Source organism: Nocardioides cavernae (assembly GCF_013410035.1).
GTDB classification, from domain to species: Bacteria; Actinomycetota; Actinomycetes; order Propionibacteriales; family Nocardioidaceae; genus Nocardioides; species Nocardioides cavernae_A.
On record NZ_JACCBW010000001.1, the window covers coordinates 1,139,988 to 1,151,616 of the forward strand.

General features: G+C 72.5%; 13 protein-coding genes. 9 read left to right on the forward strand and 4 right to left on the reverse strand.

Annotated features, from left to right (window positions below; translation table 11 throughout):
- Positions 1–43 precede the first annotated feature (43 nt).
- The 3 genes from F4692_RS21010 (at position 44) to F4692_RS05610 (ending at position 1,745) form a co-directional block, all read left to right on the forward strand.
- Positions 44–175 carry a hypothetical protein gene (locus tag F4692_RS21010; protein ID WP_257029507.1) on the forward strand — a complete coding sequence of 44 codons (132 nt, stop codon included), beginning with the start codon at positions 44–46 and terminating at the stop codon, positions 173–175.
- A 61-nt stretch (positions 176–236) separates the two neighbouring features.
- On the forward strand, positions 237–887 hold the full coding sequence (locus tag F4692_RS05605; protein ID WP_179618602.1) for an NUDIX domain-containing protein: 651 nt from the start codon (positions 237–239) through the stop codon (positions 885–887).
- Between the two features lie 18 nt (positions 888–905).
- Positions 906–1,745, forward strand: a complete 840-nt coding sequence (locus F4692_RS05610) for a Rossmann-fold NAD(P)-binding domain-containing protein (protein ID WP_179618603.1) — start codon at positions 906–908, stop codon at positions 1,743–1,745.
- Positions 1,746–1,825: 80 nt separating this feature from the next.
- Here the strand turns inward: F4692_RS05610 and F4692_RS05615 are convergent, their stop codons facing one another.
- Together F4692_RS05615 and F4692_RS05620 are read right to left on the reverse strand one after the other, a co-directional pair.
- Positions 1,826–2,743 carry an SDR family oxidoreductase gene (locus tag F4692_RS05615; RefSeq protein ID WP_179618604.1) on the reverse strand — a complete coding sequence of 306 codons (918 nt, stop codon included), beginning with the start codon at positions 2,741–2,743 and terminating at the stop codon, positions 1,826–1,828.
- Positions 2,744–2,780: 37 nt separating this feature from the next.
- Positions 2,781–4,151, reverse strand: a complete 1,371-nt coding sequence (locus F4692_RS05620) for an NAD(P)-binding protein (RefSeq protein WP_179618605.1) — start codon at positions 4,149–4,151, stop codon at positions 2,781–2,783.
- Between the two features lie 61 nt (positions 4,152–4,212).
- On the opposite strand from F4692_RS05620, the gene F4692_RS05625 reads away from it, so the two are divergent.
- A complete protein-coding gene (locus tag F4692_RS05625) occupies positions 4,213–4,647 on the forward strand; it encodes a hypothetical protein (protein WP_179618606.1) in 435 nt (144 codons plus the stop codon).
- A gap of 24 nt (positions 4,648–4,671) precedes the next feature.
- Entirely contained in the window at positions 4,672–5,136 is a 465-nt protein-coding gene (locus tag F4692_RS05630; RefSeq protein ID WP_218858157.1) for a GNAT family N-acetyltransferase, read from the forward strand.
- Here the strand turns inward: F4692_RS05630 and F4692_RS05635 are convergent.
- Together F4692_RS05635 and F4692_RS05640 are read right to left on the reverse strand one after the other, a co-directional pair.
- Positions 5,123–6,910 (reverse strand): sensor histidine kinase, encoded by a 1,788-nt coding sequence (locus tag F4692_RS05635; protein ID WP_179618607.1) that lies wholly within the window; start codon positions 6,908–6,910, stop codon positions 5,123–5,125. The two genes, F4692_RS05630 and F4692_RS05635, sit on opposite strands and share 14 nt — an antisense overlap.
- Before the next feature lie 68 nt (positions 6,911–6,978).
- Positions 6,979–7,926: a LysR family transcriptional regulator gene (locus F4692_RS05640; RefSeq protein WP_179618608.1), complete on the reverse strand. Its 948-nt coding sequence runs from the start codon at positions 7,924–7,926 to the stop codon at positions 6,979–6,981.
- A gap of 114 nt (positions 7,927–8,040) precedes the next feature.
- Between F4692_RS05640 and F4692_RS05645 the strand changes: the two genes are divergently transcribed.
- The 4 genes from F4692_RS05645 to F4692_RS05660 all read left to right on the forward strand — a co-directional run bounded on the left by F4692_RS05645 (position 8,041) and on the right by F4692_RS05660 (position 11,625).
- Entirely contained in the window at positions 8,041–9,042 is a 1,002-nt protein-coding gene (locus F4692_RS05645; RefSeq protein ID WP_179618609.1) for a Bug family tripartite tricarboxylate transporter substrate binding protein, read from the forward strand.
- 70 nt (positions 9,043–9,112) lie between these two features.
- Positions 9,113–9,658, forward strand: coding sequence for a tripartite tricarboxylate transporter TctB family protein (locus F4692_RS05650; RefSeq protein ID WP_179618610.1), 546 nt, complete (start codon positions 9,113–9,115; stop codon positions 9,656–9,658).
- Positions 9,659–9,676: 18 nt separating this feature from the next.
- On the forward strand, positions 9,677–11,221 hold the full coding sequence (locus tag F4692_RS05655; protein WP_179618611.1) for a tripartite tricarboxylate transporter permease: 1,545 nt from the start codon (positions 9,677–9,679) through the stop codon (positions 11,219–11,221).
- Positions 11,218–11,625, forward strand: a complete 408-nt coding sequence (locus F4692_RS05660; RefSeq protein ID WP_179618612.1) for a universal stress protein — start codon at positions 11,218–11,220, stop codon at positions 11,623–11,625. The genes F4692_RS05655 and F4692_RS05660 overlap by 4 nt, the downstream gene beginning before the upstream one ends.
- Positions 11,626–11,629: the final 4 nt, after the last annotated feature.

An 11,629-nucleotide genomic window follows, 5' to 3' on the forward strand; every position in this document is an offset into this window, starting at 1 on the left:
GAGGGTCGTCCCACCAGCCACCAGCCCGAGAGGAAGGGACCTCATGTCCAGCACCGCACCGGCCACCAGCCACCACCGCCCGTTCGACGCCCACCGCGCCGCAGCCCGACGGACCCGGCTGCGTGACGAGATCCGGCTCGAGGTCGCGCTGAGGCGGCTCGACCCGCCACGATGAGCACCTGGGTCGACCACCGATGAACCACCGCCGATGAACCACCAGCGATGAAGGAGCAGCCATGACCCGAGGCGTCGACGAACCGGACGGCCGCGGGCGCACCGGGCTCGACCGGGTGGGCCTCGACCTCGACCGCAACCCGGACGTCGTCGTGCGGGAGGTCGAGCTGCTGAGCTCCGACTGGTACGTGCTGCGCGCGACGACGTACGACATCCGCATCGCCGACGGCTCGTGGCGCACGGAGCGGCGCGAGACCTACGACCGTGGTGACGGCGCCACGATGCTGCTCTACGACACCGAGCGCCGCACGGTCCTGCTGACCCGGCAGTTCCGCTACCCCGCCTACGTCAACGACCACCCCGACGGGATGCTGCTCGAGACGCCGGCCGGGCTGATCGAGCAGGAGGACGGCGAGAGCGCGATGCGTCGCGAGACCCTCGAGGAGACCGGGGTCGACGTCGGCGAGGTCGCGCACCTCTTCACGATCTTCATGAGCCCCGGCTCGGTGACCGAGAAGCTGTGGTTCTTCGCTGCGCCCTACTCGCGCTCCGACCTGTCCGGGACCCACCACGGCGTCGCCGACGAGGGCGAGCACATCGAGACCGTCGAGCTCGGCATCGACGAGGCGGTCGCCGGCATCGGGTCGACGATCGTCGACGCGAAGACCGTGATGCTCCTGCAGTGGGCCGTCCTGACCGGGCCGTTCTCCTGACCTCGCTACGTTCTCCGCGTGAACCCTGACGTCCTCCTCGTCGGCGCCGGTGACCTCGGTGCCGCCGTCGGCCTGCGACTCGCCGACCTCGGCCACGGCGTCCTCGCCCTGCGTCGCAACGCGGACCTCGTGCCGGCCCCGTTGATCGGGCGGTCGGTCGACCTCTCGGCCGGGGCGCCGGACCTCGCCGACGTAAGCCCGCGCCTCGTGGTCGTCGCCCTCACCGCGCGGCCGCGGACCGAGGATGCCTACCGCGCGACCTACGTCGACGGGATGTCACGCGCCCTCGACGCCCTCGTCGAGGCGCCGGAGCGGGCGGTCCTGGTCTCGTCCACGGCCGTGCAACCCAGCAGCGAGCGACCCGACGTGGAGGACGAGACGACGCCGGCCTCACCGGGCGACGGACCGGGGCGGATGCTCGTGGCCGCCGAGGAGGCCTTCCACGCCCGCGTCCCCCACGGCACCGTGCTGCGCCTCTCCGGGCTGTACGGCGGCAGCAGCACGCGGCTGCTCGACAAGGTCCGCGAGGGCCGCGTCGACGACCCCCACCGCTGGACCAACCGGATCCACCGCACCGACGCCGCCGCTGCGGTCGTGCACCTGCTCACCATGGCCGGGCAGCCGGAGCACCTCTACCTCGGCACCGACGACGAGCCCGCGCAGATGGGCGACGTCGCGGCCCACCTCGCGTCACTGCTCGGCGCTCCCGCTCCCCCTGCGGCCGACCCCGCCCAGGGATTCGGCAAGCGGCTCTCGAACGCCCGGCTCCGCTCGACCGGCTGGGAGCCGACGCTGCCGACCTACCGCGAGGGCTACGCCGACGCCTCCGGGCCCACCGGCCATGTGACGCCCGGTTGATCCTTGTACCACCCCTGATGTGCGGGGGTGGGTACAAGCAGGAACCCGGCGTTACATGGCGCGTGACGCCCGGAGCGGCCTCACATGGTCACGGGGTTGCCGCCCGTGACGGCGATGACCTCACCGGTGACGTAGCTCGACTCGGGCGAGGCGAGGAAGACGAAGGCGGTGGCGACCTCGGCGGGCTGGCCGGCGCGCCCCAGGGGCGTCTGCTTGCCGAACGACGCCACCTTGTCCTCCGGCATCGTCGCGGGGATGAGGGGCGTCCAGATCGGGCCGGGCGCGACCGCGTTGACCCGGATGCCGTGCTCGGCGACCGACTGGGCGAGGCCGCGGGTGAAGTTCACGATCGCGGCCTTGGTCGTGGCGTAGTCGAGCAGCTCCGGCGACGGCGACGACGACTGCACGGAGGAGGTGTTGATGATCGTCGAGCCCGCCTTCATGTGCGGCAGGGCCATCCGGCACAGCCAGAACATCGCGTAGACGTTGGTCCGCATCACCCTGTCGAGCTGCTCGGTCGTGATGTCGGCGAGGCCGCCGGGCTGCGCCATCTGGTAGGCGGCGTTGTTGACCAGGACGTCGATGCGGCCGAGCTCCCGGACGGCCGTGTCCACCAGCGCCTGGCAGGCCGACTCCTCGACGAGGTCGGTCGGGACGAGCACGGCGCGGCGGCCGGCGTCCTCGACCAGGCGCGCGGTCTCGCGGGCGTCGTCGTCCTCGCCGTCGAGGTAGGCGATCACCACGTCGGCACCCTCGCGGGCGAAGGCCAGCGCGACCGCGCGGCCGATGCCGGAGTCACCGCCGGTGATCAGGGCCACCTGGTCGAGCAGCCGGTCGTGCCCGACGTAGGTGTCCTCGCCGTGGTCCGGCTTCTCGCCCATGCTCGCGGTGACCGAGTCCTCGTGCCCGGGCGCGGGCAGCTGCTCGCCCTCGGTGTCGGGCTGGTCGTGGACCTCGGTCGGGTCCTGGCGGGTCTGGTCGGCGTGTCCGTCGCTCATGGGGGCCCGGTACCCGCGCGGTGCGCGCCGATGCGGCTCAGCCGCGGGCGAGGCGTACGAGCTCGGCCGCGCGCGCCGTGCCCGGCCCCGCGTGCTCGGCGATCCGCTCCAGGACCCGGTCGAGCGCGGGCGAGCCGGCGCCGGGCGGGATCCGCGCCGGGTTGAGCGCCACGCCGTCCGCCCACGCCTTGACGTCGGGCTCGGCGGAGAAGGCGGCTGCGTTGCGGGTGCCGATGACGTTCATCTCCACCCAGTCGGCCGGGGTGTCGCCATAGTGGTTGGGCGGGCACAGCCGGTTCTTCTCCGCGTCGTCGGTGCGGGTGGCCTCGACGTAGCCGGTGAGCGCCGCACCGAAGCAGGGGAAGCCGGTGCGGACGGTCTGCAGCGTGATCTGGTCGGCCCCCCACTGCGGCACCATCGGCGGCGTCCGGAGCCCGTGAGCGGCGCAGTGCACGACGACCGCGTCGTCGGCGACCCGGACGTCGGTGCCGTCGGCGAAGCGCAGCCGACCACGTTCGACCGCCCGCAGGTGGCCGCGGCGCACGACGTGCTCGACCGTGCGCAGCAGGTCGAGCTCCCACTCGCCCAGGATCGGCACCCGCGCCATCGTCGGGACGACCGAGCGGTCGAACCGCAGCAGCACCCCGGCCTCCTCGACCCGCAGCAGCAGGTCGTCGACGGAGTCCGCGGCGACGGCGTTCTCCCAGAGGTCGGCGGACGCGCCGAGGAAGAGTGCCGGGTCGGGCTGGACGACCGCGCGGTTGAACATCCACGGCTCGCGCGGGCGCACCCAGCAGACGCGGTCGGGGGCGGTGCCGGTCGTGAGCAGCCGGACGATCGCGTCGGTGGCGGTCTTGCCGGAGCCGACGACGACGAACGGCCCGTCGGGGTCGAGGCCCACGACGTCGTTGACCGGCACGACCCGGACGTCGTCGCCGACCGCGAACGGCGGCGGGACCTCGGCGGGGATCGCCGGCGACAGGTAGCGGGCGTCGACGACCCGGCAGTGCGCTGGAAGCTCGAGCCGGCGACCGTCCGGCCCGGTGACGGCGCGGTCGGCGTACGCGGTGGACGTCATGACCTGCACCCGGCCGGTGCCTTCGAGGCGCGCGCGGACGTCGTCGTAGTAGGCGAGCACCTCCGCCCGCGAGGCCCGGTTGCACAGCCCCGCCTCCGGCCCGTCGCCCTGCACCGCGTCGCTCATCGGCGTCGACGCGACGCCGTAGAACGGCGAGGGCTGGTGCAGCCGGACGAAGGAGTACGCCCCGCGCCAGTGCCCGCCGACCCCGTCGCGGCGGTCGACCACCAGGACGCGGGCGTCCGCGTGGTCCACGAGCGCGTCGGTGAAGGCGAGGCCCATCGCGCCCGCGCCGACGACCAGGTAGTCCGCATCGACCTTCTTCGCCATGCGCCCACCATCCCGCAATCGGGTGATGGCGGGAACGTCCGGGCCGTCCCACACTGGGGGCATGGCCGTGATGGGCACCGAGACGCAGCCGGCGACGCAGGCGCCCGCGCGCCGGCGCCCGTGGCTCGCGCTCCTCGTCGCCGCACTCGGCACGGCGCCGTACGCCGTCGGCCTCCTGCTGCCCTACTACGCCAACGGCCTGCAGGACCGGCCCGCCGGCACGAGCCTCTACCTGTACGACCTCGCCGGGCTCTGGCCCTACGACACGGTCCTCGGCGGCGTCATCACCTTCGGCATGCTCGTCGGCATGCCGCTCGCGCCGTTCGTCTCCGCCGGCGTCGCGATGTGGTCGGGCTTCTCCCTGTGGGACGCGCGGCGGACGCTCCCGGGGACGGGAGTGGCGACGTACGTCCTCGCAGTGCTCCTCGCGATCGGCTCGATCGCGTGGCTCGCGACGCCGCTCGCGACCGAGCTGGTCGCGTGGTTCCTCGACTGACCCGGGCTGCGCCAGACTGACCGCGTGCAGATCGTCCGCGCCGACTTCGCCGACCCCCGGCTGTCCGCCTTCCTCCAGGCGCACCTCGACGACATGGAGCCCACGGCGCCGCCGGAGAGCCGCCACGCGCTCGACCTGGCCGCGCTGCAGGGGGAGGACGTACGACTGTGGGTGGCGTCCGACGACCACGGGATCGTCGGCACCGCGGCGCTGGCGCGCCTCGAGGAGCAGCACGAGGAGCTCAAGAGCATGCGCACCGAGCCGCGGGTGCGTGGAAGGGGCGTGGCGACGCGCGTGCTCGCACACGTCCTGGCCGACGCGCGCGCACGCGGCGTGCGTCGGGTCTCGCTGGAGACCGGCAGCATGGAGTTCTTCGCACCCGCGCGAGCGTTCTACGCCGCCGCGGGGTTCGCGCCGTGCCCGCCGTTCGGGTCCTACGTCGAGGACCCGAACAGCACCTTCATGACCCTGGCGCTCAGGCCCGGCTGACGCCGTCGTCCCGGTGCGCCGGCAGCGTCACGATCACCGACGTGCCGCGGTCGCGTACCGAGTCGAGCTCGATCGTCCCGGAGTGCCGGTTGACGATCCGCGCGACGATCGCGAGCCCGAGGCCGGTGCCGGGGCGCACCAGGGCGGCCGGGTTGGTGGAGCGGAAGAACTCGCGGAACAGCTGCGCCTGGTCGAGCGCCGAGATGCCGATGCCGGTGTCGTCGATGCGGGTGACCACCTCGTCGCCGCGCGGCTCGACGCGGATGGTGACCTGCCCGCCGGGATCGGTGTACTTGATCGCGTTGGACGTGAGGTTGGTCAGCATGCGGTGCAGCTCGTCGGGCTGGCCCGCGACCACGACCGGCTCGCTGGGCAGCTCCGTGCGGCACTCGACGCCGCCGGCGGTGGCAGCCGCGTGGCACTCGTCGTGGACGTCGTGCACGACCCGGCGCAGGTCGACGGGCACCGGCTCGAACTCCCGCCGCGGGTCGGACATCTGCGCCATCGTGAGCATGTCCTCGATCACCGCCCGCATCCGGGTGGCGCCGCGCGTCGCGGCGGCGACGGAGCGCCTGCTCTCCTCGTCGAGCCGGTCCACGTCGAGCAGCTCGAGGTTGGCGCTCATCGAGAACAGCGGGTTGCGCAGCTCGTGGCCGAGCGTGTTGACCACCTCGACGCGATAGCTGTCGAGCTTGCGCAGCCGGTCGACGACCGCCCGCTCCCGCTCGAGCTGGCGGGCGTTGGCCACGGCGCGGCCGAGATCGCGCCCGATGTCGCGCGCCGCGTCCCGCTCCACGTCCGTCCACTCGCGGCTGTCTGAGACCCGCGTGAGCACCAGGAAGCCGAGGCACTCGGTGCCCACCCCCATCGGCACGAACAGCACCGACCCGATCCCGATCCTGTCGAGGAAGGCGAGCAGCCGGTCGGCGTCCTGCGGCGGCAGGCCGGGCTGCTCGGCATGGGCCCGCGAGAACGGCGCGACGTACTGGTCGTCCCAGTAGCGCCTCGCCAGCCGGACCACGGTGTCGTCGATCTCGGAGAACGGCGGGTCGACGTCGCTGCCCCGGGCGTACGAGGTGGTCGTGTGGCCCGCGCCGCCCTCGCCGAACGCCGTCAGCCACATCCCGACCGCGTCGAAGCACTCGACGAGGGTCTGGCGGCACGCCGCCAGGACGAGGTCGAGCGTCGGCTCGCCGAGGGCCCGGCGCACGATCTCGCGCGCCTCGGTGGCCATCCGGACCTTCTCGTTGAGCTCCTCGCGCTCGAGCGCGACGAGCACGAGCGTCCGCGCGACCTCGGCGTAGCGGGTGAGCACCTCGAGCTTCTCGGGCGAGGGCAGCCGCCCGTCGCGCGGCGCGTCCACGCCCAGGATGCCGCGGAACTCGCCGGCGTCGTCGTAGATCGGCGCGAAGAGGGAGTCGAGCGGGTGCCACGCGTCGTCGCCCTCGAGCGGGGTCAGGTCGGGGATGTGGCTGTAGCCGAGCATCCGCTCGTCGATGCGCTCGTGCGGCACGAACCGCCACGCGCCCCACTCGTCGGCGTTCGCGATCTCGTCCAGCAGCACCTCGGTGGGCACGAGCGTGCCGACGAAGTCCGTGCTGACGCCGGCGGCGGCGATGATCTCGCACACCCCGTCGCGACGCAGGGTGACGGCGGACTGCTCGAAGCCGGCGAGCGTCGCGACCCCCTCGACCAGCACCTGCAGGTGCTGCCGGGTCTGCTCGTCGGCGAACGGCGTCACGTCGTCGCCGGAGACCTCCTGCCGGTCCTGCATCGCACCCCCTGCCGTGGGCGACCAGCCTCACATGCCGACGGCGTCAAGAGAACCGTGACGGGCCGGCTTTACCGAGCGGGCTCGGCGGTAGACGCGCCACGGGGGGCGTCCCCGGCGGCGGTCACGACGTCCAGCACCCGGCGTACGACGGGGGTGACGGCCTCGCGCGACCAGATCGCGTGCAGCTCCACGGGTCGGTCGGGGTCGGCGTCCACGCGCGTGTCACCGCCGTGGTGGGCGAGCTCCTTGAGGACCACGCCGTCCACCTTGAGCGAGGCGGCCGAGGCCGGGGCCAGCGAGACACCGCGCTCGGCCGAGACCAGCAGCATCGCGGTGAGGACCTGGTGGACCCGCTGGTCGATGCGCGGGTGGGCGTTGGCGAAGAAGCGCACCGAGAGCTCGTGGAAGTAGCGCGACTGGTCGGGGTTGTAGCCGATGACGGTCTCGCCCTCGAAGTCGTCGGAGGTGAGCGGGCGGTCGACGCCCGCGAGCGGGTGGGTCGCCGGCACGACGGCCATGAAGGGCTCGCGCAGCACCACGCGCGAGCGCAGCAGCGAGGTGTCGAACGGTGGCCGCGCGAGGCCGATGTCGAGCTCGCCGCGGCGGATGCCGTCCACCTGCGCGTTGGTGACGCGTTCGGACAGCACGACCTCGACGTCGGGCAGCTCGGCGGTGAGCCGGCGCAGCAGCGGGCCGAGGATCGAGATCGCCGAGACGGCCGTGAACCCCAGCCGTACGACGCCTGCCGCCCCCGCGTCGACGCGACGGGCGAGGTCACCGGCGCCCTCGACGAGGTTGAGCAGCCGGTGGGCCTCCTCGAGGAAGGCGACGCCCGCACCGGTCAGCTCGACGCGGCGGTTGTCGCGCTCGAGGAGTCGCGCACCGACGGACTTCTCCAGCTTCTGGATCTGCCGCGAGAGCGGCGGCTGCGTCATCTGCAGCCGTTCGGCGGCCCGCCCGAAGTGCAGCTCCTCGGCCACCGCGACGAAGGAACGGACCTGGTCGAGGGTGATCACGACGCCGAGGCTACGATGCACCAGATGGATCAGTCCATGCCCAATTGGGCTTGGACCGGCATCGTCGTCAAATCCTAGTGTCGGTGGTCACACCCCGAACAAGGAGCCACCACCATGCGCAAGCAGACCTTCAGCCTGGCGGCCGTCGCCGCGGGCGCGGCCCTCGCCCTGACCGCCTGCGGCGGCGTCCAGACGACCGCGGGCGGCGGCAGCGACAGCGGTGACTACCCCACCGGCGCGGTCAACATGCCGGTCGGCGCGTCCGCCGGTGGCTCCTCCGACCTGATCAGCCGGCAGATCTCGCGCGGCCTGTCCGACGAGCTCGGCGGCTCCTTCCCGGTGATCAACCGCGAGGGCGCCAACGGCGCGCTCGCCGCGGCCGAGGTCGCCAAGGCGCCGGCCGACGGCTCGACGATCTCGGTGCAGAACGCCTCGCTCTTCGCGATCACGCCCCTCGCCGTCCCGGAGGACCAGGTCACGAGCATCGACGACTTCGACGTCGTGCAGGGCGTCTCGCGCGACGACTACGTCCTCGTGGCCAGCAAGGGCTCCGGGTTCGACTCGATCGACTCCTTCGCCGACGCGGACGGCAAGGTCACCTACGGCACCACCGGCGTCGGGACCGGCGCCCAGCTCGCCTGCGCGCTGACCTTCAACGTCAACAAGACCCCGGCCGAGGCGATCCCCTTCGACGGTGGCGCACCGGCGCTCACGGCCCTCCTCGGTGACCAGGTCGACACCGCCTGCCTCCAGGTCGGTGAGGCGATCGAGAACATCCGGTCCGGGAAGATCGTCCCCATCGTCGTGTTCGGTCCCGAGCGCGTCGAGTTCCTCCCCGACGTCCCGACCGCCCAGGAGTCCGGCCTTGACGTCGAGGTCGCGCAGTACCGGTTCATGACCGTCCCCAAGGGCACCCCCCAGGACGTGCAGGACGCGATCGCCGGCGCCATGCAGGCGACCTTCGAGACCTCGGAGTACCAGGACTTCAACGAGCAGAACAACCTCACCCCGATGGAGATCTCGGGCGACGAGGTCGTCGCGCAGCTCGAGGAGGACAAGCAGCGCTACGCCGACCTCGTCGAGGAGTACGGCATCGACCTCGGCGACGCCAGCTGATCGCTGCACCACCCATCCCTCACCGCCACCCCTCACCGCCACCCCTCACCGCACCGAGACGGGACGCACCATGAGCGAGACGACGCCGCGGCAGCAGGACGCGCCGGAGCACGACATCCTCGCCGAGATCCAGGCCGAGGTGGCCCAGGACCTCGCCGACGAGCGACCGCCCTCGGGCGGGCCGGCGTACCAGCTCGCGTCCTCGCTCGTCGTGCTCGGCATCGGCGTCGCCGCGGCGTTCCTCGCGTACGGCTACGGGCTCGGGTCGCTGCGGCGGCCCGGCCCGGGCCTGTGGCCCTTCGTCGTCGCGATCCTCATCGTCGTGCTCGGCGCCGTCCTGCTCGTCGTCGGTCGCCACCTCGACGACACGGAGAAGTTCACCCGGGCCTCGCTCCTCGTCCTCGTCGGCGCGGCGACCTTCGTCGCGCTCGGCTACCTGCTCCCCCTCATCGGCTTCGAGATCCCGGCCGTGCTGCTGGGCATCGTCTGGCTGCGCTTCCTCGGCGGCGAGTCCTGGCGCAGCACGATCGTCATCTCGGTCCTCACCACGGCGGCGTTCTACGGACTGTTCCTCTACGCCCTCTCCGTCCCGCTGCCCCACCTGATCGCCTTCTGAGCGCGAGAGGACACCCCCATGGACTTCAGCGCCTTCCTCGACGGCTTCGGCGTCGTCACCCAGCCCGGCAACCTGGTCTACTGCCTGATCGGCGTCGTCGTCGGCATGCTGATCGGCGTCCTGCCCGGCCTCGGCCCGGCCGCGACGATGGCGATCCTGCTGCCCATCGTCTACAGCGCCCACGACCCGGTCGCCGCGATCATCATGCTCGCCGGCATCTACTACGGCGCGCAGTACGGCGGCACGATCACCTCGGTGCTGCTGCGGATCCCCGGCGAGGCGAGCTCGGTGGTCACCGTCTTCGACGGCTTCGCCCTCGCCAAGCAGGGCAAGGCCGGCACCGCCCTGGGCATCGCCGCCATCGGCTCGTTCATCGGCGCCACCATCTCGATCATCGGCCTGACGCTCCTCGGCCCGCTCGTCGCGGAGTTCGCGCTCGACTTCGGCCCGCCGGAGTACGCCGCGCTCGCACTGCTGGGCGTGCTCCTCGTCGCGACGATCGGCAACGGCAACACCGTCAAGGCGCTCGCGGCGGCGGCGATCGGCCTGCTCCTGGCGACCGTCGGCAGCGACAGCTTCACCAGTGCCGACCGCTTCACCTTCGGCAGCCTCAACCTCGAGGACGGCATCGACTTCGTCGTCGTCGCGATGGGCCTCTTCGGTGTCGGCGAGATCCTCTACAACCTCGAGGAGCGCCACGGCAAGCCGCACGTGCCCGCGGCGATCGCCAACATCTGGCCCTCGCGCAAGGAGCTCAAGGAGGCCGGTCCCGCCATCGGTCGCGGCTCGGTCATCGGCTTCGTCCTGGGCGTGCTGCCGGGCGGTGGCGCCGTGATGGCGTCGCTGGCCGCGTACGCCGCGGAGAAGCGCGTCGCCAAGGACCCGAGCCGCTTCGGCCGCGGCGCCATCGAGGGCGTCGCCTCCCCCGAGTCGGCCAACAACGCGGCCGCCACCTCGTCCTTCATCCCGCTGCTGACCATCGGCATCCCCGCCAACGCCTCCATGGCGATGCTCTACGCCGCGCTCCTCGTCGTCGGCGTGACGCCCGGCCCGCAGCTCATCGACGAGCGCCCCGACCTGTTCTGGGGCGTCGTGAACTCGATGTACATCGGCAACCTGATCCTGCTGCTGCTGAGCATCCCGCTGGTCGGCATCTTCGTCCGGATCCTGCGGGTGCGGCCCGCGATCCTCGCGCCGATCACCGCCCTCATCACCATCCTGGGCGTCTACACCATCCGGAACTCGGTCTTCGACATCTTCCTCATGATCGTCTTCGGCGTGATCGGCTACCTGATGAAGAAGACCGGCTTCGAGCCCGGCCCGATGGTGCTGGCGTTCGTGCTCGGGTCGCTGATCGAGTCCAGCTTCCGCCGCTCGATGCTGATCTTCGACGGCGACGCGACCGGCTTCGTCACCCGGCCGATCTCCGGCACGATCCTCGCCTTCGTCGTCCTGGTGATCGCCTTCCCGCTGATCAAGCGGGCGTTCCGCCGCCGCTCCACCCCTGCCACCGCCGAGGCCGCCGCCTCGGAGGACGCCCCCCGAGAGGACTCCCTGCGATGACCACCCCCTCGACGATCGTGATCGGCTACGTGCCCTCCCCCGTCGGTGAGGCCGCGCTGGAGGCCGGCCTGGCCGAGGCCGCGGTGCGCGGCGACGAGGTCGTGATCCTCAACAGCCCCCGGCGCCGCTCCACCGTCGACGGCGAGCTCATCGACGCCGCCGCCGCGGACGACCTCGTCGCCCGCGCCGCGGCGCTCGGGGTGACCGCCCGCGTCGACCACTCCGACCACGGCGACGACATCGTCGAGGCCTTCACGAAGGTCGCGGCCGCCGCGTCGGCGCGCCTCGTCGTGATCGGCATGCGACGCCGCTCGCCCGTCGGCAAGCTCGTCACCGGGAGCGACGCGCAGCGGCTGCTGCTCGACCTCGACGTGCCGATCCTCGCCGTCAAGCCCGCGAAGTGACGCG